This window comes from Nitrospira sp., assembly GCA_024760525.1.
Lineage (GTDB): Bacteria > Nitrospirota > Nitrospiria > Nitrospirales > Nitrospiraceae > Nitrospira_D.
In genome coordinates this window covers 3,494,206-3,517,597 of sequence record CP060499.1, presented here as the reverse complement: position 1 = coordinate 3,517,597, position 23,392 = coordinate 3,494,206, and the positions used below count along the sequence as shown (strand labels likewise).

19 protein-coding genes are annotated in these 23,392 nt (G+C 57.5%); 6 read left to right on the top strand and 13 right to left on the bottom strand.

The window, feature by feature from the left end:
- The first annotated feature begins 142 nt into the window (after positions 1 to 142).
- Positions 143 to 2,422: a TonB-dependent receptor gene (locus H8K04_16575; GenBank protein ID UVT15404.1), complete on the top strand. Its 2,280-nt coding sequence runs from the start codon at positions 143 to 145 to the stop codon at positions 2,420 to 2,422.
- A 191-nt stretch (positions 2,423 to 2,613) separates the two neighbouring features.
- Positions 2,614 to 3,762 carry a tetratricopeptide repeat protein gene (locus H8K04_16570; GenBank protein UVT15403.1) on the top strand — a complete coding sequence of 383 codons (1,149 nt, stop codon included), beginning with the start codon at positions 2,614 to 2,616 and terminating at the stop codon, positions 3,760 to 3,762.
- 93 nt (positions 3,763 to 3,855) lie between these two features.
- Here H8K04_16570 and H8K04_16565 read toward each other — a convergent pair whose 3' ends face one another.
- The 13 genes from H8K04_16565 to H8K04_16505 form a co-directional block, all read right to left on the bottom strand.
- A complete protein-coding gene (locus H8K04_16565) occupies positions 3,856 to 4,218 on the bottom strand; it encodes a glutamyl-tRNA amidotransferase (GenBank protein ID UVT18023.1) in 363 nt (120 codons plus the stop codon).
- Positions 4,219 to 4,449: 231 nt separating this feature from the next.
- The gene (locus tag H8K04_16560) at positions 4,450 to 5,139 is read right to left on the bottom strand and encodes a cysteine hydrolase (protein ID UVT15402.1); all 690 of its coding nucleotides are present in this window, start codon (positions 5,137 to 5,139) and stop codon (positions 4,450 to 4,452) included.
- Positions 5,136 to 6,659 (bottom strand): ABC transporter ATP-binding protein, encoded by a 1,524-nt coding sequence (locus H8K04_16555; GenBank protein ID UVT15401.1) that lies wholly within the window; start codon positions 6,657 to 6,659, stop codon positions 5,136 to 5,138. Before H8K04_16555 ends, H8K04_16560 begins: the two co-directional genes overlap by 4 nt.
- A complete protein-coding gene (locus H8K04_16550) occupies positions 6,656 to 7,336 on the bottom strand; it encodes a cysteine hydrolase (protein ID UVT15400.1) in 681 nt (226 codons plus the stop codon). Before H8K04_16550 ends, H8K04_16555 begins: the two co-directional genes overlap by 4 nt.
- Before the next feature lie 55 nt (positions 7,337 to 7,391).
- Positions 7,392 to 8,309, bottom strand: coding sequence for an ABC transporter permease (locus tag H8K04_16545; GenBank protein UVT15399.1), 918 nt, complete (start codon positions 8,307 to 8,309; stop codon positions 7,392 to 7,394).
- Positions 8,309 to 9,301: an ABC transporter permease gene (locus H8K04_16540; protein ID UVT18022.1), complete on the bottom strand. Its 993-nt coding sequence runs from the start codon at positions 9,299 to 9,301 to the stop codon at positions 8,309 to 8,311. Before H8K04_16540 ends, H8K04_16545 begins: the two co-directional genes overlap by 1 nt.
- 65 nt (positions 9,302 to 9,366) lie before the next feature.
- Positions 9,367 to 10,503, bottom strand: a complete 1,137-nt coding sequence (locus H8K04_16535; protein UVT15398.1) for a BMP family ABC transporter substrate-binding protein — start codon at positions 10,501 to 10,503, stop codon at positions 9,367 to 9,369.
- Positions 10,504 to 10,717: 214 nt separating this feature from the next.
- Complete coding sequence (gene arcC, locus H8K04_16530; GenBank protein ID UVT15397.1) at positions 10,718 to 11,668, bottom strand: carbamate kinase; 951 nt, start codon at positions 11,666 to 11,668, stop codon at positions 10,718 to 10,720.
- A gap of 12 nt (positions 11,669 to 11,680) precedes the next feature.
- Positions 11,681 to 13,093, bottom strand: coding sequence for a DUF1116 domain-containing protein (locus H8K04_16525; protein UVT18021.1), 1,413 nt, complete (start codon positions 13,091 to 13,093; stop codon positions 11,681 to 11,683).
- Positions 13,093 to 14,652 (bottom strand): acyl-CoA synthetase FdrA, encoded by a 1,560-nt coding sequence (gene fdrA, locus H8K04_16520; GenBank protein UVT15396.1) that lies wholly within the window; start codon positions 14,650 to 14,652, stop codon positions 13,093 to 13,095. Before fdrA ends, H8K04_16525 begins: the two co-directional genes overlap by 1 nt.
- A 127-nt stretch (positions 14,653 to 14,779) precedes the next feature.
- Positions 14,780 to 15,760: a DUF2877 domain-containing protein gene (locus H8K04_16515; protein UVT15395.1), complete on the bottom strand. Its 981-nt coding sequence runs from the start codon at positions 15,758 to 15,760 to the stop codon at positions 14,780 to 14,782.
- A gap of 40 nt (positions 15,761 to 15,800) precedes the next feature.
- Entirely contained in the window at positions 15,801 to 16,514 is a 714-nt protein-coding gene (locus H8K04_16510; GenBank protein UVT15394.1) for a GntR family transcriptional regulator, read from the bottom strand.
- A 199-nt stretch (positions 16,515 to 16,713) separates the two neighbouring features.
- A complete protein-coding gene (locus H8K04_16505) occupies positions 16,714 to 17,265 on the bottom strand; it encodes a Slp family lipoprotein (protein ID UVT15393.1) in 552 nt (183 codons plus the stop codon).
- An 81-nt stretch (positions 17,266 to 17,346) separates the two neighbouring features.
- Here H8K04_16505 and H8K04_16500 point away from each other — a divergent pair, with 81 nt between their 5' ends.
- The 4 genes from H8K04_16500 (at position 17,347) to H8K04_16485 (ending at position 23,338) form a co-directional block, all read left to right on the top strand.
- Complete coding sequence (locus H8K04_16500; GenBank protein ID UVT15392.1) at positions 17,347 to 18,003, top strand: thioredoxin domain-containing protein; 657 nt, start codon at positions 17,347 to 17,349, stop codon at positions 18,001 to 18,003.
- Positions 18,004 to 18,027: 24 nt separating this feature from the next.
- Positions 18,028 to 18,585, top strand: a complete 558-nt coding sequence (locus H8K04_16495; GenBank protein UVT15391.1) for a sigma-70 family RNA polymerase sigma factor — start codon at positions 18,028 to 18,030, stop codon at positions 18,583 to 18,585.
- Between the two features lie 216 nt (positions 18,586 to 18,801).
- Positions 18,802 to 21,480: a cadmium-translocating P-type ATPase gene (gene cadA, locus H8K04_16490; GenBank protein ID UVT18020.1), complete on the top strand. Its 2,679-nt coding sequence runs from the start codon at positions 18,802 to 18,804 to the stop codon at positions 21,478 to 21,480.
- A 37-nt stretch (positions 21,481 to 21,517) separates the two neighbouring features.
- On the top strand, positions 21,518 to 23,338 hold the full coding sequence (locus H8K04_16485; protein UVT15390.1) for a copper resistance system multicopper oxidase: 1,821 nt from the start codon (positions 21,518 to 21,520) through the stop codon (positions 23,336 to 23,338).
- Positions 23,339 to 23,392 lie beyond the last annotated feature (54 nt).

Sequence of the window (23,392 nt, the reverse complement as noted above, 5' to 3'; positions counted from 1 at the left end):
GATTCTGCCCCCCTCCTTTGCCCCGCTCTCCTTGGCATGAAGAGGTCTTTGGGGATCAAAACCGTACCGGAAGGCACCCGTACGTGGGAAAGCCATGATGAGTAATCGCAATGAGAAAGTACATCGTCGAGGAGGATCGAACATGGTGAGGCGGGAGAGCCGTAAGACATTTTGTCGGCTGCGGGTATTCACGGGAGTTATTTGCTCCGTGATCGTTGGCCTAAGTATGCCGCCGGTGTGGGCTCAAGACGGTTCAGAAAAGAAGGCAGACTCTGAGGTGATTGAGTTAGAGCCCATTCAAGTCGAAGGTCAGCGGATCGAAAGTATCGAATCGGTAAAGAAGGAACTCGCCAGACGGCCCAGCAGTAGCATCCTCATCCAGGAGAAGGAGATTGTGCAGTCGCGGGCACTAAATCTCCAGGATGTGCTGCAATTCGCTCCCGGCGTCCGATTTCAGAGCAGGAACGGAGCAGATGAGGGGCAATTTCAAATCCGCGGCACGTCGTTGCGGAACAATTTTCATCATCGCGGCATCAATATCTTGATCAACGGCATCTATTTCGGAGATGCAGACGGCTTTTCGGATTTTGAAGCGATCGATCTGCTCGCTTATGAGCGGATCGAAGTCTATAAGGGTGCGAATGCCCTTCGATATGGTGCCAACACGATGGGAGGCGCGATCAATTTTGTTCCTCGAACCGGATACAACGCGTCCACCCTCCAAATGAGGGCGATCGGCGGCAGCTTCGGATTTGTCAGCGGCCAAGTGTCCAGCGGGAGAGTCAGCACGCCGTTCAAGATCGGAAATATGGACGCGACGGCGGACTATTACATCAGCGCGTCCGGGAATCGGCAGGATGGGTTTCAAGAGCACAGCGAACAGGCTCGGCAGCGGGTCAATGCCAATGTGGGACTGCAGCTCGGCACGCATCAGGAAATCCGCGCCTATTTTCTCCAGGCCAACGTGTCCGAATTCCTTCCCGGCACGCTCACCAATGAGCAACTCTTCGCCAATCGAAGGCAGGCGGGAAATCAAACTCCTGGGGCGGATCCGTCCGGGGGAAACTTTTTCGCGTGCGTCCTCGATAGTCAGACCTGTAAGTACGGGCGATACTACAATCTCCAACGGATAGGCATCGCCTACCGGAACGAGTTTGCCACCAATCAATTCATCGAGATCATCCCCTACTATTCGTACCAGTACCTCGACCATCCTATTTTCCAGGTGCTTCGACAGAACAACCATAACGTCGGAGGCGAACTCCGCTATTCCAACGCGAACCCGGTCTTCGGTATGGCCAATTCGTTTGTCGTCGGCGTTCAGCCGCGGTATGGCGACCGCAATCAGAGACGGTTCGTGAATGTCCGAGGAAGTGCCGGCGCGCTCACGCAGCATGCGGCCCTCCAAACCTTCTACGTCGGCGTGTACGGTGAGAATGCACTCGATCTGACCGACAAATTCACATTGGTGCTCGGCGCACGGTGGGATTATTCGACTCGACAAGGAACCATTCAGAATTTCGCCCCGGTTGGAATCCCGACACAGAACGCCGACTCGACGTTGGCCAATACCCAACAGGGACTCAGGCACTTCGATGCGATCAATCCCAAGCTTGGGTTCGTCTATAAGGCGACCCCCGCGTCTCAAGTGTATTTCAACGCCAGCCGAGCGTATGAGCCTCCGCTCGATCTGGAATTATTGTCTTCGGTCAATGCAGACGGCTCTCCCAACAGAGGGTTTCTGAATCTCGACGCCCAGCGAGGTTGGCAGTTTGAACTAGGATACCGTGGTGCCACGGAAAGCAAACGCTACCTCTGGGATTTGACGGTCTATGATTTGGAAATGCAAAAAGAATATCTCGCCTCGAACATCAACAATCAAAGCACCTTTCAAAATGCGAACGGCACACGCCATGTCGGCGTCGAAGCGGGCGGAGTCATGGTGCTGGCCAAGGGATTGTTCACGTCCGGAAGCGGGATGAACAGCGACAGCTTACAGGTGCGGGCGGCCTATACGTGGTCGCATTTCAGATTTACGGAGGATGTCCGAGCTGGTGGCGTCGGTGGTCCCAATGTGCTGATTGCCTCCGCGGGAAACACGATCGCCGGCGCGCCCGAGCATAATCTGGCCGGGGAACTGCGCTATGACCATCCTCAGGGATGGTGGCTTGCGCCGAATATGGAATGGGTGATGACCGGTATTTACACCGATTATCTCAATACACAGAAGGCCCCGGCCTACTTCATCGTCAACTTCCGGTCGGGCTGGAATATCACGAAGAATCTGACGCTCTACGCGGAAGGCCGTAACCTGACCGACAAAACGTATGCCGGTGCCGTGACCGTCAATGATTCACTCAGACGGTTCGCCAATGTCGGGCAGGGTATTAGTGCATTTGGCGGCGTGGAGTATCGGTTCTGACAGGCATGCTACGCAAACGAGGGTTACACAGAACCAAGGTATGTGCGTGTTGTCCGAGCAGGCACCCTCCGGCTCGGACCAAGCGCGGGGTGAAGGTTGCCTGCCTCCTCCTTCGCCCCGCCCTTTTTTTTGGATCTTGTTTCGAACTGAATAGCCAGCGGAGATGATTTGTTTGATCAGTGGGGGGAACCATGAGGTCATGTAGGTTTCACGGTTGGGATTGTTCCTATCCTCTTGCGATGTTGCTGCTTGTATTTCTACTTCCAACGGATCCGTTGGAGGCCAGTTCCACTGATCGATGGCAGCGACTGACAGACGCAGGAACCACCGCTCGCAACCAGGCAAAGTACAAAGAGGCGGAACAGCTGTTTCATGCTGCACGTCAGGAAGCAGCACAATTCGGGGCCACCGATGACCGCGTGGCGATGACTCTGAATAATTTGGGACTGGTCTTTCATGAACAACACCGTTACGAACAGGCGAAGTCGTACTATGAGCAAGCGTTAGGTATTTGGGAACAAATCGTTGGGGAAGAGCACGCCAACGTAGCGACCGCGCTGCACAATCTGGCGGAAATCTATCTGGATGAAGGGAAGCTTGAGCAGTCGGAGGCCTATTATCTTCGGTCACTCGCAATCAAGGAGCGAGCATCAGAGCCTAGCTATCCAGAGTTGGCGATTGGATATAACGGCTTGGGACTCCTCTACAAGGAGCAGGGACGACTTGTTCAGGCGGAAGCTCGGTTCCATCAGGCTTTGAACATACTGGAGGAGCGCGATGGGACCGATTCCGCCGATCTCGCACCGATCCTTAACAATCTGGCATCGGTCTATAAGAAGAAGGAGCTGTACGCGTTTGCTGAACCGCTCTATATACGGGCGCTGGCCATTCGCCGTGCATGGCTGGGGGATGATCACCCTTCGGTCGCCATTTGTCTGAATAATTTGGCGAATTTGTATCATGTGCAAGGATTGTCGGAACTCGCAGACCGGCGATACCGTAAAGCGCTTGCCAGTAACGAAGCGGCTGAAGAACCAGCGGAAGGGCTCACGGGCAGTATTCTCGGAAATTGGGCCTTGCTCGCGCATGAGCGTGGTTTGTTGGAGGAGGCGAAGCTGCGCTACGAGCGGGCGTTGGTGATTCAGCAGCAGACACTGAGCCGAGACCACCCTCAGCTGATTGTGATCCTCGAAGAGTACAGTGGTTTGCTGAGGGATATTGGACAATCGCTGGAGGCATCACATTTCCGCGCCCGTGCCGCATTCATACGAGCGCGGCAGAATCTCGCAGTACTGCTGGAGGCGCCGACGCCGGCTATGACGACTACGACTCATGAGTGAAGAAGCCTTGAGAGGAAAAATATCCACGCGCCATGGCTCATGTTTTATCTGCGAGCGGTTTCGTCTGAAGTCATGGCACTTGTCTATCGAAAGTTAACGCGACTTCTGAGGGTGCTTTGCCATATATGATCGCCAGCCACCGTATGCGGTGATCTCTCGGTGCTTTTCGACGAGCGCGGGTTCGCCCAATACACCCAGGACGATGGTTCCGTCTTCCAGCCGCACCTTTCCGATGCACAGACCGGGTGGTTCACTCAGCAGGATTCCGGCCAACCCTTCGGCTGGCACTGACCAGACTTCGACCGCCACTTTGACGCCTGTCCCATCGGTGACACGCAGCATCGCAGGATGCTCGTCGTTGATCGTCCAAAGACGGTACGTGGGCTCGGTCATCGTTTCACGGACAAACGTGGCCTTGGCGGCCACCATGTTGGGGTTGAGTTCGAGTCCTCGCATCAGCGTGCCGTTTACTGCGAGCAGCACTTCGCTCTGGTTCACGCGGCGCTCCCTATGATCGGCGGATAGGTTGTTTGGATGAAAGACATCGAGGCTACTTCGTGGTGCCGTTCCTGAACAGTGACATGGCGCACACTGCTGTGATGAGGAGACCATGTCGGTAACGATTCCTCCATTTCTATTCTCCGAAACGTTCCTAATCCTGAATTGGTATTGGCTCAGTTATTCAATTCATGAACCATAGGTGTTACGGAGGGCGTCTGTTAGGCGATCCGCCGTCGTTACCCAGCCGACGATGCCGCCCTGCGATTGAATCATGCGGACTGTCGCTTGCTTAAACTCTGGGAAATAGCTTTCGGTTCCGTCCTCGACCAGGAGACAGTCATAGCCGCGGTCGTTGGCTTCTCTCATGCTGGTTTGCACACAGACCTCGGTGGTGACTCCCGTAAAGACCAGATGAGTGATGCCGAGCTCTTTGAGACGTTCCTGTAAGGCGGTGGCGTAGAATGCCCCCTTACCCGGCTTGTCGATGACGAGTTCGCCTGCCTGAGGACGCAGCTCCGGGACAATGTCATTTCCCGGCTCGCCCAATACCAGGATGCGCCCCATGGGGCCTGGGTCGCCGATGCGAAGCGTGGAATCGCCGCGCCGCCTCTTGGCCGGCGGGCAGTCCGACAGATCGGGTCGATGGCCTTCTCGTGTATGAATCACGGGCAATCCCAATTCCCGAAACGTCTTGAGGAGTTTCGAGACTGTCGGCACGATCTTTTGCAGGAGTTCAACCTTGTTGCCCAGCGCAGCGCCGAAGCCGCCCGGTTCCACGAAATCGCGCTGCATGTCGATGATGACCAGCGCAACCTTTTCGCCCGAGGCTCGCGACGGCAATGGATAGGGATAAGGAGAGGCCGGTACGGTATTCATGTTGAATGTCCTGTCATATGCCGTCCGATGATGCCGAGATCGGCGTCGGACGACGTGGTTTCGTATACGAGTTGGCCGTTGAACATCACCACCACACGGTCGGATAGTTCCAAGATTTCATCGAGGTCTTCGCTGACCAGCAGCACCGCCGTTCCGCGATTGCGTGCGGCGACGATCTGCATACGAATTTCCTCCATGGCCAGAAAGTCCAGCCCGAAGCAGGGGTTGGCGATGATCAAGATCTCGACATCCCCCGACAGCTCACGCGCCAAGACCGCGCGCTGGACATTGCCTCCCGAAAGCGACTGAATGGGCGTATCGGGAAAAGGCGGTTTGATGTTGTAGCGTTGAATCAGTTCGTGCGCGCTGCGACGGAGCGCAGGTCGGCTGATGAGCCAACCGCCCACCGCGTGAGGCTCGACATCGAAGTTGCGAAACGCCAGATTGTCCGCCACGCTCATCCGCCCGACACACGTGTTCTGGAGCGGTTCTTCGGGAAGACAGAACATTTTATGGCACATGATCTGCTCTCGGGTCGGTTGATAGGATTGATCATGTGCCTGGATCGTGCCCGCAGCGGCTTGACGCTGCCCTGCCAACACCTCGACGAGTTCTCGTTGTCCGTTCCCCGATACGCCGGCTACCCCGACGATCTCGCCCTCATGGATGGTGAGGTGCAGACCCCGCACGACTTCCACGCCGCTCTCATCCTTGACGCGGATATCTTGCAGCACCAGCTTGGGGACTTTGGTTGATCGCACGTTTCGTTGTTTCGGCTTCGCCGTGACTTCAGATCCCACCATCATCTCCGCCATCTTCGGGATGGTGAGCTCCGAGACTTTCCCGGACCCTACGAATTGTCCCTTGCGCAACACCGTCACTTCGTCCGCGAAAGCCGCGACTTCTCGAAGTTTGTGCGTAATGATCAGGACGCTCAATTGTTGCGCCAGCGTCATGGCTCTGAGGTGCCCCAGCATTTCGTCGGCTTCTTGTGGGGTCAGAACGGAAGTCGGTTCGTCCAGAATAAGGATTCGGTTCTGCAGCGCGAGTTGCTTAAGAATTTCAACTTTTTGTTTTTCACCCGCGGCGAGCGAGCTGACCCGAGCGGTAAGCGACACCTTGAACGGCATCTTCTCCATGAACTCCGACAATTGATGCTCTTCTTTTTTCCAATCGATGAGCGAGTCCAATTTCGCTTTTGAGATGACCAGGTTTTCCAGCACCGTCATGTTGGGGATCAGCGTAAATTGCTGATAGACCATCCCGATGCCGAACGTCTGCGCGTCACGAGGGCTGCGAATCGTGACCTGCTCCTGATTCAACGAAATTTTCCCCTCATCAGGGTGGTAATACCCCATGATGCATTTGACGAGGGTGCTTTTGCCCGCGCCGTTCTCGCCGAGCAGGGCATGAAACTGGCCGGACCGCAATTGAAGATTCACGTCCTTCAAGGCGGTGAGCGGACCGAAGCGTTTGGTAATGCCTAACGCTTGCAGATCCGGAGGAACTCCGTTGGTCATGACAGCGCTTCCAGCAAGGCGTCCGATTTTGCCACGGCGCCGAACACTCCGCCCTGCATTTTGACCATCTTCAGCGCAGCCTGATGGTTCGTGTAATCGGTTGCCCCGCAACAATCCTCCAGCAGAAGACATTCGAAGCCCCGATCATTGGCTTCCCGCATCGTGGTGTGGACACAGACATCGGTGGTGATTCCTGCCAAGATCACATTCTGAATACCGCGGAGCCGCAACAACATCTCCAGATCGGTCGCCCAGAACGAACCCTTGCCGGGCTTGTCGATGATCGGTTCGCCCTCCTTCGGAGCCAATTCAGGGATGATGTCCCAGCCGGGCTCGCCCCGTACCAGAATCTTGCCGCAGGGACCTGGGTCGCCGATGCCGGCTCCGATCTGCCTGCTGCGCCAGCGCTTGTTCTCGGGTAGGTCCGACAGGTCGGGCCTGTGTCCTTCCCGGGTGTGAAACACATGCATACCGATGGTTCGGGCTTTCGACAGCACTTTGAGGATATGCGCGATCGGCGCGCGAGTGAGAGAAATGTCATAGCCCATCTTGTCGACATAGCCGCCTTTGCCGCAAAAGTCGGTCTGCATATCGATGATGAGAAAGACCGAATTGTCCGGCCGGAGATCGCCGTTATAGGGATAAGGGTAGGGGTCGGATGTCACGTATCGACTCATGGCTCACCTCTCCTGAATGTCTGGGTTAGGGTTCGTTCGAGTCATCCTGTGTCGACTAACGAGTTACTGTGAGTTCATGGGGCACTCCTACAAGCGTGCGTTTTGGAGAACAGGTGATGATCATGACGGCCAAGGTCATGATGTACGGGATCGCGTTGAAGATGTAGTAGCCGCCTGTAATGCCGACGGATTGCAAGGAAGGTCCTAACGCGGCGGCCCCTCCCCACAAAAGAGAGACCCAGAGGCAGCCTACCGGATGCCAACGAGCGAAAATCACCAAGGCCACCGCCATCAGTCCCTGTCCGCTCGAGAGGCCTTCACTCCAGTTGAACGGGTAGTAGAGGGATAGATATGACCCGCCGATCCCTGCCAAGAATCCTCCTTGAGCCGTGCTGAGAATCCGTATGCGATCGACCGGCAATCCCAGGGCGCGGGCCGCATCCGCGCTTTCGCCGACGACTCGTACTTTTAATCCCCATGCGGTGTTCTTCAACATCCATGCAAGCGCAATGGCCACGACGATTCCCATGAGGAACAGCGCATTGATCTGCAGAGCCGCCTTCAGTTGGGGGATATCACTCCATGCGCCGAGATCGATCGAGGGCAGCCGGGGCGCAGATGGCTGGATGTACGGCTTCCCCAGAAAGAAGGCCAATCCCGTGCCGAACAGCATCATCGCGATCCCCACGGCGATATCGTTGACTCGTTTGAAGCTGCAGAGCCAGCTGTGCAGGGCGCCGAGCACCATGCCGGCCAATCCGGCGCACAGGACTCCCAGCCAGGGGGACCCGCTGTGCAGCGAGACGGCATAGCCGGTCATGGCGCCCATGACCAGTGTGCCTTCCAGACCCAAGTTGATGCGCCCGCTTTTCTCGGTCAAACACTCGCCCAGCGAGACAAAAAGAAACGGCGTGCCGATTCGAATCGCGCCGCCCAAGACGGCGATGAGGACTCCCCACCATCCGATTTCCATCACGCTCCTTGTTTCTGCAACTTCGAAAAGCGGCCGTATAGGGTTTCACTGAAGAGGATGACGAGAAAAATAATTCCCTGCATCACGAGCACGGTCGCATCGGGCAGTTCGTGCGCGCGTTGCAGCAATCCGCTGCTCGCGCGGATGCCGCCCAGCAAGATGGCAACAGGAATGATGGCCAACGGATTATTGCGCGCCACAAAGGCCACGAGAATGCCGGCATACCCATAATTGGCATTGAGGGTGTCATTGGCCCGGCCATGAATGGCCGCCACCTCTACCATGCCGGCCAGCCCGCCGGCCGCGCCTGCCACGAAGCAGATGATCAAGATCAGTCGCCCGACCGGCAACCCTGCGATTTGAGCCGCCCGAACATTGCCTCCGGCAACTTGGGATGCAAAACCGAATACGGTGTGATGCATGAGAAACCATGCGATGATGCACGCCACGACCCCGAACACTAATCCCCAGTGGAGGTCCGTTCCAGGAATGGCGCCGATCATATTGGCTTCTCCGATATGATGCGTCGAAGGATGATTGAGACTTTCCGGATCCCGAAAGGTACTGGTCACGAGATGGTTCAATACCGCGATGGCGATATAGTTCAGCAACAGACTGCTGATGGTTTCATTGACGGCGCGATAATGCCGCAATGCTCCTCCGATGGTCAGCCACAGCCCGCCTCCCACCATGCCCACGAGCGCCATGGTGGTCAAAACGACCATCGGGGGAGCAGTCGGCATGGTGAGCGCCGCAATCGCCGCGAAGAGACCGCCCATGACCACTGCACCCTCGCCCCCGATGATAATCAACCCGAGGTACCCGGGCAGCGCGGTGCAGAGCGCCGTCAGCATCAGCGGCGCGGCTCGGATCAGCGTATTCTGCCAGGAAAACGAGGTGCCGAAGGCGGCACGATACATGGTCTGATACACCTCGAACGGATCTGCTCCTGCCGAAGCCACAAAGATGCCGAACAACACCATCGAGACCATCAACGACCCGACGATGATGAAGAACGGTTCCAGCGCTTTGTTCAGCGTTTGCGGCACGGTTCTGCTCACGACTTCGTTGAACCGATGACTCCCTCTACCAGCCAATCCATGCTTTCCAGCCACATATCGGTCTGGACATGTTCCGTTCCCGCAGCAACGACGACACGGCCTGTATTGTCTTTGATCGGGCCCTTGTACACGACCATCCCCCCGCTCATGAATTTATCTTTGGCCGCATCGGCTTGTTTGCGAACGGCATCCGTCACCACTTGGTTATAGTCCGATACCTTGACGATGCCTTCCTTCAGCCCGCCGCGCACGAGATGCGGAACGGTCTGCCCTTTTCGAATCATGTCGGCGTAATCCATATAGACCTTGGCCCAGTTCCATTCTGCTCCCGTGAGATACCCTTTGGGGGCCAGCTTCGATTGATTGCAGTGATACCCGGTGCAGTAGATGCCACGCTTTTCTGTGGTCGTAATAACGACCTTGGGGCTGTCGACGTGGCAGGTGACGACGTCGATGCCTTGGTCGACCAAGCTGTTCGTCGCCTCGGCTTCACGGACCGGCAAGGACCAGTCTCCTGTGAAAATGACATGGGTCGTGCACTTCGGATTGATGCTGCGGGCGCCGAGCGTATAGTTGTTGATATTGCGCAAGACCTGTGGAATCGGCTTTGCCGCCACAAATCCCAGTTTCCCGCTCTTGCTCATCCCACCGGCGACTATGCCGGCCACATACTGGGATTCGTCGATATAGCCGAAGTAACTGCCCACATTCTTGGGGTGTTTTCCTTCCTGATACAGTCCTCCGCAGTGTAAGAACTGAATATTGGGGAATTGGGGTGCGACCTTGAGAATATGAGGATCGAAATACCCGAAGGAGGTGGGAAACAAGACCTGCGCTGCGTCCAGTTTGACCATGCTCTCCATGGTTTTTTGAACCTCGATCGTCTCCGGGACTTTTTCTTCGTCAAAGGCTTTGACCCACTCAAGCTTGGCCACCGCCGCTTTCCCCTCGAAATGGGCCTGATTGTATCCATAGTCATCTCGCGGCCCTACGAAGATGAACCCCATCTTGACCTTGTCGGATGCGCCCCAGGCTTCGCCGATCCACTCCAAGTTCCCCAACATGCTCAACGCCCCGGCAGCTGCGGTTCCTTGTAACACTTGGCGTCTTGTCAGTTTGCGTGATTCGGACATATATGTCCTCCCTACGGGTAAGATGTGTGTGGCGCCTACCAGGATGCTGAAAAAGTCCGCCGCCGGCGTTCTCGCATCGCTCAAAGGCTCAACGTACCACCGGGAAAGAGCTGCCAAAGCAGCTCGGGGTGGTGGGTGAAAAGGATTACGCCTTGCCTTTTCGCTTGCTGCGGCCTTGCTGGACAGCCTTTTGAGCATCCTGATGCCTACTATATTATTTCACGATGAACGTTCCCGTTTTACCGGCCAAGGCGCGACCGATATTCTCAGGATTGGTGATCAACCCGGTCTGTCCACCTCCTTCTATGAATTCGATCAGGGCTTGGATCTTCGGTCCCATGCTGCCTTTATCGAATTGATCGTCCGCATAGTAGCGCTTCGCTTCGGCCACCGTCATGCGATCCAGCCACCGTTGGGTGGGCTTATTGAAGTCGATCGCCACCTTCTCCACACCGGTAGAGACCATCAACAGATCGGCGCCGATGCCGCGGGCCAGCAGGCTCGAGGCCAGGTCCTTGTCGATGACGGCCTCGACTCCGTTCAGATTTCCTCCGTCATCTTCCACCACCGGGATTCCTCCTCCGCCGCAGGCAATCACGACGAACCCTGCGTGAGCCAATGTCTTGATCGCCGCCAACTCGACGATGGTCTTCGGCAGGGGAGAGGGCACCACGCGTCGCCACCCGCGTCCGGCGTCTTCCTTTACGATCCAACCCTGACGGGACGCGAGTCGCTGCGCCGTCTGCTCATCCATATGAGACCCGATGGGTTTGGACGGATCGGCAAAGGCGGGATCGTTGCGATCTACCAGCGTTTGCGTGATGATGGCCACGGCCTTTCGATCCAATCGGCGCTGCTGAAATTCGTTATGCAGTGCCTTGAGGAACATGTAGCCGATGCCTCCCTGTAGATCGGCATCGGCGTAGTCCATCGGCACGGGTGGGACCTCTTCCAATGCCAACTCGGAGCGGCGCATGATGAACCCGACTTGCGGGCCGGTCCCATGCGTGATGACTACGTTCCATCCGGCTGCAATCATGTCGGCGATGTGGTGTGAGGTGAGGGCCGCTTCCCGGCTCTGATCGGGGATCGATTCGTGATGTTTGTCTCTGATCAATGCGTTGCCGCCGACCGCCACCACCGCCAGTTTGTTCGTCGCGCTCATGACGCTGCCTCCTTACTCGCTCCGTTCTACGGCGCGGGCCAGCGCGGATACCGCCTGTGTGAAACAGGCCAGCGGGGCGCGCGTAATGCCGGCTCCGATCTGGCCGACTCCGGCCTCGCGGTGGGCGATCCCCGTATTGATGATCGGTTGAATGCCGGTATCGACGACTTTCCGGATGTCGATGCCTGCCGGTGAACCGGCAAAGTTCATCGGCGGCAGTGTAAACGCGTTGTTTCGACCGAGGGTGATATGGGTCATGGACATGGTATTGTCGATCGCGTCCTGCGGAGTGCCTCCGACGAACTTGACGATGGCCGGAGAGGTCGCCATCGCAAAACCGCCGATACCGGCTGTCTCGGTGATCGCACTGTCGCCCAGATCGGGCGCCGCATCCGACGGAGCATATCCTGGGAAAAGAAGCCCCTCGACGATCGGCGCCGGCGCCGTAAACCATTGCTCGCCGGTCCCGCTGACGCGAATCCCGAACTCGACGCCGTTGCGCGCCATGGCCGTGACCATGCTGCTGCCGGGCACGGCGTGCGCGGCATCGAGCATGGCTTTACAAGCAGCCATGGAAAGATTGAGGAAGAAGTGATCGTTGCCGGCGATAAAGTCGACGGCCGCGGCGATCTCGTTCGACGGCGTGCGTGTCTTCAAGAGCGCGGGGACCAACTTCTTCAGGAACAGCGAAGACGCCGCGACATTGCGATTGTGGATCTCGTCTCCCATGTGCAGCGCCTGCGCCATCAAGGTCTTCAGCTCGAGCCCGCCCAGCGTCTCGATGCCCCCCCGTAACGCCGGGGCAAGGACCTGGCCCATCCACTTGAGACGGTTGATCACTTCCGGACCGTTGGCGCCGAATCGAAGCGCCTTTCCGATCCCCTCGTTAAAATTGCAGAACGCCTGGTTGCCCTGGGTGGTATTGTCCACGATCCAGACCGGCATGGAGGGGCTGATGATGCCGGCCATGGGGCCGACCGCGCGATGGTGATGGCATGCTTCGAAGACAATCTCGCCACGGGAAACAAGCGACTCCGCCTTGACCAGATCCTCGGCCCACCCTTCGTAGAGAATGGCGCCGACAATCGCTCCTTTCATCGGGCCACACATGTCGTTCCAGGCAATGGGAGGACCACTGTGGAGAATCATGCGCTCCGCCATGTTGGGAATGACTTGCCCCGCAATACCGACTCCGCGAAGCACCGGCTGGGCCGATTGGTAGGCGTCGAAGGCTGTCTGGTTCGCTGTTTCAACAGAGGAAAGGTTGACCAGTCTGGCCAGGTCACGGCCCACTTCCGCCTGCCCCTGCGCGGGAGGAGCCCATTCGATCTGGAGAGCGGAACCGCCTGCCATGACGATGGAATCAGCGAAGGAAGAAAGCCCGACATTCAATACCTGAAGCTTCTCTTGGAACATGGCCTGCATCATGATCGCCCTCCGACAGCCCCTGCTCCTACTGCCACGGCGGTTGCCATGCGCACCGCTTGAGCGTTGCTCTCAGCAAGGATGACGCCGGCCTCTCGCAAGGCCGCTTCTTGCCGAGCGAGATTCTGTGGATCTCCGGCAGTCCCGCACACGAAGCCTATGATCACCAGGTCTCTTCCGGCCTTGCCCGCCACCTCGCGCGCCTTTTGAACGACCGGCACGATTTCACCCGCGGGATCGGCATGAGACCCATATCCAAGGACCACGTCCAGCAGGATGACCGCCGTTTCGGGATCGGTCGCCTCTTTGATGAGGCGTTCATTCCTCAGTCGGTGATCGATCATCGGATGCGGACGTCCGCGGGTGAACAGATCGTCACCCAAATCGATGACGGTGTGCGCACGACTCGTCCAGACATCGCCTAAACGGTCTCCGGGCTCTACCGGCGTGTTGGAAGAGACTTGTCCTAACTCTTTCTTCAGCAAGAGGGTCGCTTCGTAACAAAAGGTCCCCCCACTGTACAGACCGCGGATGTAGTGCTGTCCGGGGGACAGTTTGGACGGAATGGAGACAGGTGGGCATTTCGGTTTCGCATCATCAGGGTTTCGGCCTTCAGCGAGGGCCACCGCTGCCGCTGCGGCATCCTCCAGAGTTGTGGCGGCGAACACATTGCCGCGCCTGACGCGCGCAGGATCGGCGCCGAGAAAATTCACCACGACCGGCTTCCCGGCGCGCGCAGCCGCTTCCAGCACATGTCCGGCCACGTCCGGCGATGGAGGTTTGGAGATCAGCACGATGACCGAAGTGGAGGAGTCGGCCACGAGGGCATTCAGTCCTTGGAGCATGGAAATGCCGCCCACGTCGCGATGCAAATCGTGCCCGCCCGTGCCGATCGCTTGTGAAATGCCGCCCCCCCATCGATCGACCAGGCAGGTGACCTGCTGTAAACCCGTGCCGGATGCTCCGACGACACCGATGACCCCGCGGCGCACCACGTTGGCGAAGGCGAGCGGGATGCCGCTGATGATGGCCGTTCCGCAATCCGGGCCCATCACGATGAGATCGCGGGATTGGGCGAAACGTTTGAGGGCGATTTCGTCCTTCAACTCGACGTTGTCACTGAACAGCATCACGTTGAGGCCGAGACTCAAGGCCTTGAAGGCTTCGGATGCCGCGTACTCGCCGGGAGTGGAGATCAGGACAAGGTTCGCGCCGACCATATTCCCCAGACCCATTTCGATGCTTCGGGGGGGGAGGCCGCGTGACGGTCCGCTTCCCGAAGACGATGGAGGCGGCTGTTTCAATGCCGACTCCGCGGCTGCCAACGCTGATTCCAGTGCATCGGCGTCGCCTTGCAGCGCGATCAGCAGGTCATTGGCGCTGGCGTCGACGGATTCGGTCAGCAAGCCGGCTTCCCGGAGCAAGCTCATGTTGTTGGGAGAGGCCATGATGGCCGAGGCTTGCTCCACGCCCGGCAGCTTGGCGAACGTGGAGGAGAGTTGCATCAGCGAGACGGAGTCACGATAAAAATTCTTGAGTACTTTGGTAGCCGTGGCCATGTGGTCGGTCCTTGGTGAGAGCTACGGGCCCAAATGGAACACAACATTGTATACAATGTCAAGAGCAAATCTGGAGCTCTAGCCATACGGCAAATCAACTCGTGGATCAGGTCTCATCGCTCCTTCATCATTCCAGCTGCATGTCACGGTCGACAGACCTATCGAAGAGCACAGACGCATAAGGAAGATCAGGGGCCGGGCTTTGCCAGGCGAGGCAGCCCAACAACAGACCCAACACCCCGTCGGCGCCGGACGTATGGCCGACTTGCAACGCGCCTTGTGTGGCCATCCTGACACTTCTCATGTCACTTGCCTGTCTCAGCTGCTGCGCTAACTTCGCGATGGGTTCAGAGACATGGCCCGTGGCTGCTGATCGGAGATAGGCGCCGCTGATCTCATTGGTGTTTCGCGCTGCTGCGGATATTTCAACGCCGAGGGCGGCCACGAACTGCGTTCGCGATGGGCTGTGACCCGCCGTGGCCCATAAGCCGGCCAAATAGCCCACAAGAAAATCGTCGCCGGACGGAGTTAGGCCGGGCCCTAGGCCGATCAATGACCTACTGGAAGCCTTGGCATCTTCCAGCTGAAAATCTCTCGTTGCGTGCAACAGGGCAGGAATTGCATGAGCCATCGGGTGTAGAAGCACTTCAGTGGCGGCTGGAGTATCCGACTGCCCTGTTGAGGGAGAAACAGGTTTCAGAATCTTCCATAGGCCGCCTCTGCGCCCTGAGCGCTGCAATTGCGACCAGGCGATCGCCCAGGAGTGGGCTTGGGCGCGGTGCCGAAGATCAATGCGCAACTCTTGGAGATCGATATGCCAAGGACGGGCGGGTCGCAGGTCAACGGAAAAATCGAGTCCGCTGGCGCGGAGAATACCTCCCCGGCAGGCGACCGGTTGGCCGACTCGGAGGTGATCCGAGAAGACAGGCCGGGACGAGGTATTCAAGCGAATACCCTGTGGAACATTGTCTTTCTCGGAGGGAAGAAGAGTCAGCAGGCCATCCGGGTCGAGTCGTATGTTACAGGCCTGGTGGAAGACGCTATGCACGATCCCGCTGAAATGATGGGTCGGGACCTGAATGCCGACGGAAAGGGCGTGCACATGCATGCGTGGCACTCCATTGCCCGGCGAGATGAGAAAACCTTCGTTACGTTCTCAACGAGTACGCTTTGGCCAACGCGTCCTTAATCGCGGTGTGAACGTTGTTCCGTCCTTCCTCGATGTTGCGTTGCATCGCCGCCCGTGCTCCTTGAGCATCCTTGGATACGATGCATTTCAGAATTCTGAGATGCTGACGGCATGTGCTTTGCGCTCGGTCCGACTTGTCGAAGTCGATCATCCGAAACAGCATCAACCGCTCATTGATGGTGCGGAGGTGCTGCAAGAGAGGCTTGTTTCCCAAGGCATGGGCGAGTGTCTCGTGAAACAGCGTGTCCAGTCTGGCGAGTTCATCGGCCTTCTTGGCGGATCCGTTCAACAACTCGGTCCATGTGTTCTTGAGTTTATTGATATCCTCTTGATCGTTTCTGTGGAGAGGACCCTTTGTCGCTAAGCGTTCGACGGTATAGAGCTCCAACGCTAAGCGAAGCTCGTAGAGCTCCTCGATCTCACCGAGACTGTACTGTCGGACGACGTAGGCCCGATTCGGCAATTTTCTGACAAATCCTTCGGACGCCAGCATGCGGAGCGCTTCACGCACCGGACTTCGGCTCACGCCGAACTCCTTGCAGAGTTCGGCTTCGGTCAATCGATGTTCCGGAGGGTAGTGCCAATGGATGATTTGTTCCTTGAGTGCGGCCACGATCGATGCGCTAAGGTTGGAGCGTTCTTGTTCTCTCATCCGACTGTTTGATGTTCCCATGGTTTCTGTATCCAATCGATCAAGAAGCACGTCGGTGTTCAGAGGTACCGCTTCCGGGAGACAAGACTCCAGAATTGTATACAATCTAGCGTACCAAGTGCAATCTAGTTGAGTGCTGTTCGTGCTCAATAGCTACAGGAAGGAAAATGTCGAGCGTTAAGAGAGGTGGGAGAAGACTCGACCAAGGATGCAGACGGTCTTACCAATAGTAAGGCCAGGGACTCCAGTAGGGGGACCAATAGGGTCCCCAATAAGGGCGGTAGCCCATATAGGGATGGGGGCGCATTCGAGGCGCTTCATCCTCGTTTTCGCTCCAGACACGCAGATTATTGATCCGTATGACAGGGTAACTGTATTGCATTTCGTCGAGCGGTAAGGTGACGGAGCCGGCCATTTCTCCTGTAACGGTGAGAAACGTGCCGGGTGGCACCGTCGCAGGGTCCAAAAAGTCCTTCTGCATGGCGACAAAACGGCCTTCGGACTTGCTGAGATCCATCGTCGGTTGGAGGGAAGCAGTCAGCGGCAATTGCAGGATCTCGATTCTAGTCCCCTCCTTCAGCCTCCTCGCAGCCAACACTTTTCCCCCGAATGTCACAGGTTGTCCATCATACGATTCCGGAGTCGATTTAACCTGGGCGTAACTGATCCGAGGCGTTCCTGAGGGTAGAGTATCTCCCTGATCACCGGTCAAGGCACAGCCGGAAAGGATTGCAAATGCGAAGGCGGCACACACATATCTTGACCTTCTCATGCCGCAATTATAACAAAGCGCAAGTATAGGCTCCATCCGCTATAATGAACGCCGGACGCTTACCTGTGAAAGGAGTATGAGATGAACGGTCGTATCACGTCGATGTGGACGCTTGCATGTGTGATGGTGGGAGCGATCGGGCTGTTCGCTGTCCCGTTCGGTGCGCAAGCCGCCAAGCCGGAGCTGAAGGGCAAGTTCGAAGTACTCAACGACGAACCCTCGACCCATCAGCCGGGTAAAGTGAAGGTGGTCGAGTTTGCCGACTTCTACTGCCCGCATTGCCATCACTTCGAGGAAACCGGGGTGCCTTTGCTTCTCAAAGAATTCGGGAACAAGGTCGAGCTTACCATGGTCGGATTTCCCGTCATTCCAGGCAAACTCCCCACCGCCTTTGACATGTACGAGCAGGCGAAGCTGATGGGCAAGGGAGACCGCATGAAGGCCGTTCTGTTTCGCACTATTCACAAGGACAAGCTTGATGGTGTTCTGGATCGTTCAATTCGTTCACTGCTGATCAAAGAGGTCGGCCTCGACATCGATACATTCGAAGCCGGGATGGAAAGCGGAAAGCCGGCCAAGCTGTTCGAGGATGGGCGCCGATGGGGCGAACGGATCAAGGTGTCGTCTACGCCGTCGCTCCTGCTGGATGGGAATATCAAAGTTGATGGCGCCAACATGGTTCCCGAGAATGTCGTCACCATCATCCGCAGCATTCTCGAAGCGGACTCGAAGAAGTGATGTGGTGATGATATTGTGATTGTGATGGATGAGGCAAGAAAGAGCGGAGTCATTGAACGACTGCTTGAGCACGAGTCGGCTTTCAAGCAGTTTGTCCGGCGGCGAGTCGGCGATCAAGGTATCGCGGACGATATCCTCCAGCAAAGCCTCATCCGAGCCGTCGAGCATTCCCGCTCATTGCACAACGAGGACAGTGCGCTGGCCTGGTTCTACCGCATCCTTCGCCATACCATCATCGACTATTATCGTGCCCAGGGAGCTGAGGTTCGTCGTAACCAGGCCCTACAGCAGGAATCGATCGTTCTGGGCACTCATCAGGAGCCGCCACCGGATGAAGTCAAGGCAACCGCTTGTGCCTGTCTTCACGGTCTCCTTTCGAGTCTTCGTGGGAACTACGCAGAGCTGATCGAACGCATCGATCTCGATGGCGAATCGCCGGCACGTGTCGCAAAGGAGTTAAAAATATCACGGAACAATCTCACGGTTCGTTTGCACAGAGCACGCCAAGCGCTGCGTACGTCTCTCGAGGACGCTTGCGGCATCTGTAGCAGACATGGTTGTCTCAACTGCACGTGCGGATAATCATCTGGTCTGTTTGCCTATCTTTCATCTGATTTCCCAAGCTTTTTCGATACGTTCTTCCTGCCCGTCAGTCGCTCTGTAATATTTCGCTGCCGCTTCCGTCTATCATTCTGAACGGGACATTACGGGACCATACCGGATAAGATGAAAGGAGTCGGACACATGATTGGACCATCGAGCGGCTGTTGTGGAACCACGCATGCAGACGGTAATCGCATGAGCGAGCATATCTTAAGACCCCATGCGCCTGGGCACGATCGCGCGACGGTTGAGATCGATCCGATCTGCGGCATGAGGGTCGATCCGGCCACAGCCGCGGGCCGCTATGAGTATAAGGGGACGACCTATTATTTCTGTGCCGTGTCTTGCTTGGAACGATTCCGTGCAGATCCCGAAGCAGCGCTCAGCAAAAAACCGCTGAATCTGATCACGATGCCTACTCCGCGGAAATCGCTTCCCATGATGAGTCAGGCTCCGCAGGGTGAAATCGATCCCGTGTGTGGGATGACGGTTCAGCCGTCTACGGCGGCAGGTTCGTATGAGTATCACGGCAAGAAGTACTACTTCTGCGCCTCGAGGTGTCTCGAGAAGTTCCGCACAGATCCCGAGTATTATCTGACTCCGCCCGAACAGCGAATTTCCAAGCCGGTGCCCATTAAGGCCCAGGCCGGCGTCAAGTACGTCTGTCCAATGGACCCCGAGGTTTTGGAAACCAAGCCAGGTGCCTGTCCCATCTGCGGGATGGCCCTGGAGCCGGCCGACGTGACCGCGGAGTCGACTCGAACTGAATACACGTGCCCAATGCATCCGGAGATTGTGCAAGCCGAGCCCGGCAGCTGTCCGATCTGCGGGATGGCGCTGGAGCCGCGCACGGTAGTCGCAGAGGAAGTGAATCCTGAGCTGGTCGACATGACCCGCCGGTTTTGGCAGAGCGTGATCCTGGGCTCACCCATTCTCGCGCTGATGATTTCCGACATGTTGCCGGGCCATCTGTTGCAGCAACTTGCTTCGAGTAGGGCCTTGGTCTGGTTCCAGTTCGTGCTGGCCACTCCGGTTGTGCTCTGGACCGGTTGGCCGTTGTTCGAGCGCGCATGGGCCTCGATCGTCAATCGCCATCTCAACATGTTTACGCTGATCGGTCTCGGCACCGGCGCCGCCTATGTGTACAGCGTTGCCGCCACGCTGGTGCCTGGACTGTTCCCCGACTCATTCCGCGTCCATGGTGGTGAGCTTGCCGTCTATTTCGAGCCGGCGGTCGCCATCATAGCCCTGGTTCTATTGGGGCAGGTGTTGGAGCTACGCGCCCGCAGCCGGACCAGCAGTGCGCTCAAGGCGCTGTTGGGGCTTGCGCCGAAAACGGCTCGAGTAGTTCGCTCCGATAGCCGTGAAGACGATATTCCCTTGGAGCACGTGCAGATCGGTGATCGGTTACGAGTCCGGCCGGGTGAAAAAATTCCCGTGGATGGCGTGGTCATAGAAGGGACCAGCGCCGTCGACGAATCCATGGTCACCGGCGAGTCGCTTCCCGTGGAGAAGCAGCCCGGCCACAAAGTCGTCGGGGCGACGGTCAATGGAACGGGCAGCTTCGTGATGCGCGCAGAGCGAATCGGTCGGGAGACACTGCTGTCGCAAATCGTCCGTATGGTCAGCGAGGCGCAGCGCACGCGGGCTCCGATTCAACGGTTGGCCGATGTCGTGGCGGCGTATTTCGTGCCGATTGTGATTTTGGTCGCCGCTATCACGTTTGTCATCTGGGCCATCTATGGTCCAGAACCGCGGATGGCGTATGCCCTGCTCAACGCGGTCGCGGTCTTGATCATCGCCTGCCCCTGTGCCTTGGGACTCGCGACGCCCATGTCGATCATGGTGGGAACAGGCCGCGGCGCAACGGCCGGTGTGCTGATCCGTAACGCCGAGGCACTGGAAACCTTGGCGAAGGTGGACGTGCTGGTCGTGGATAAGACCGGCACGTTGACGGAAGGCAAACCGCGCTTATTGACCGTTACTCCGGCGCCTGGCTTCACTGAGGCCGATCTTCTTCGGCTCGCGGCCGGTTTGGAGCAGAGCAGTGAGCACCCCTTGGCGGCAGCCATCGTGTCCGGTGCTCGGGAGAAGGGTGTTGTTCCGGCCAAGGCGCAGGATTTTCGTTCAGTTACCGGAAAAGGAGTTAGGGGTACGGTAGAGGATCATAGGGTCGCCGTGGGCACGGTGCCGTTTCTCAACGAATTGAACGTTGAGACTGAGTCGCTATTGGCCCAGGCTGAACCGCTCAGGCGGGAGGGCCAGACGGTGATGTTCGCCGCAATCGACGGGAAACCGGCCGGGTTGTTGGGCGTGGCTGATCCAGTCAAGTCATCCACACCGGAGGCGATCGCTTTGTTGCATCGCGAAGGGCTGCGGCTCGTGATGCTGACCGGCGACAACCGAACAACCGCCGAGGCGGTGGCGCGTCGGCTCCAGATCGACGAGGTGCAGGCCGAAGTCTTGCCCGAGCAAAAGGCGGCGGTCATCAAGCGGCTCCAATCAGAAGGTCACGTCGTGGCCATGGCAGGCGACGGGATCAACGATGCGCCGGCCTTGGCACAGGCGCAGGTCGGCATCGCCATGGGGACGGGAGCTGACGTTGCAATGGAAAGCGCGGGGGTGACGCTGGTCAAGGGAGATCTCCGAGCCATCGCACGCGCGCGGCGGTTGAGCCGCGGGACGATGAAGAACATCCGGCAAAATCTCTTCTTTGCGTTCATCTACAATATGCTCGGTGTTCCCGTAGCCGCCGGCATACTCTATCCGTTCGTTGGGGTTCTCTTGAGCCCAATGATCGCCAGCGCCGCAATGACGTTCAGTTCCGTGTCGGTCATCGCGAACGCGCTCCGTCTGCGTAAGCTGGCCTTATAGCATTATCCTACGTGCAGTGCTCTCCTGGATTGCGGCGATGAGTGATGAACTGATTTCGAGACGCTTCCTGTTGAAGCGTCTGGGGGAGTTTGGGCTATCGGTCGCAATGCTACGGTTGATCCCCGGGTGTGCTTCTGCCCCGCCCGTCCGTATGACCCAGCGAGGTGCACAAGCCTCAATACTGAGCGGATCCGTCATCGACCTCACTATTAGTGAGACAGTCGTTACGCTGGAGGGGAGGACCGGCGTGGCGATGACGATCAACGGGACGATCCCTGGTCCGCTCATCCGTTTGAAAGAAGGGCAAGAGGTGACACTGCGCGTCAGGAATCAGTTGAAGGAAACTTCCTCGATTCACTGGCATGGATTATTGTTGCCCTCTCACATGGACGGAGTGCCGGGTGTCAGCTTCGGCGGCATTGAATCAGGAACGACCTTCACCTATCAGTTTCCCGTCAAACAAAGCGGCACCTACTGGTATCACAGCCACTCCGGTGGCCAAGAGCTGCAAGGCATGTACGCACCGCTGATTCTAGACCCCATCGAACCGGAACCGTTTCAGTATGACCGGGAGCATGTCGTGATGCTCTCGGAGTGGAGCTTTGAATCATCCGAAGTCATATTCAATAACCTCAAGAAATTATCGGGCTACTACAACTTCCAGAAACGTGACGGTCGGGAATTTCTCTCAGACGCAGCGCGCTGGGGACTGTGGCCGGCCATGCAGAGCTATCTGATGTGGGACCAGATGCGGATGGATCCAACCGACTTTGCCGATGTGACGGGATCCGCCTTCACGTTCCTGATGAACGGTCTGCCGCCTGCCGGTAACTGGACCGGAATTGTTCGACCGGGAGAGCGGGTGCGGTTGCGCTTCATCAATGCTGCCGCAATGACGTTTTATGATGTGCGCATCCCTGGATTGACCATGACGGTGGTACAGGCCGATGGCCAGAATGTCCAGCCGGTCAGAGTCGAGGAGTTTCGCTTTGGGCCCGCAGAAACGTATGACGTCATCGTCCAGTCCAATGAGGATCGCGCATATACAATCTTTGCCGAAACCATGGACCGGAGCGGGTACGCTCGTGGAACCCTCGCTCCCAGGACCGGCATGGAGGGAGAGATTCCTGAGCGGCGGGCCCGTCCGCTTCGAACTATGGAAGATATGGGGATGACGGACCATGGCACCGGCCACACCATGGAAGACTCGAATACCACGCCGTCCCATGAAAGCGTAACGGATCATGGCAAGACGCACGGAGAAGCAAGACATACGATGCCGAGTGAGGAGATGATTTTCCCGCGCAGTTCTCCTATCCCTGGCACTACGCCGGTCAAGCACGGTCCTGACCATCATGGCACCGGCAATCAAACAGTCGCGGAGTATTCCCACAATCGTATGCACGAACCGGGCAGAGGGTTGGATCAGAACTCCAGGCGTGTATTGCTCTACACTGACTTGAAAAGCCTCGTTCCCTATCAAGATCAACGAGCGCCGGAACGGGAGATCGAGATCCATCTTACCGCCCATATGCAACGTTACATGTGGTCGTTCGACGGCAAAAAGTTTTCGGATGCGCCGGAGCCGATTCGTGTGCGCTCCGGCGAGCGCCTTCGGCTCACGTTTGTCAACGACACGATGATGGAGCATCCGCTCCACATGCACGGAATGTGGATGCACCTGGAAAATGGTTCAGGCGCATATCTGCCAAGAAAGCATACGGTGGTCGTCAAACCAGCTGAACGGCTGTCCGTCCTGATCAGCGCCGATGCCCCTGGGCCGTGGGCCTTTCACTGCCATCTCCTCCTGCACATGGAAGCGGGTATGTTTCGCATCGTCGAGGTCGCTACATCATAAGCGGGAATGCGCCGGTGAATTTGCCTCTCCGGAACTGTTGTGTGACGCTGGCGG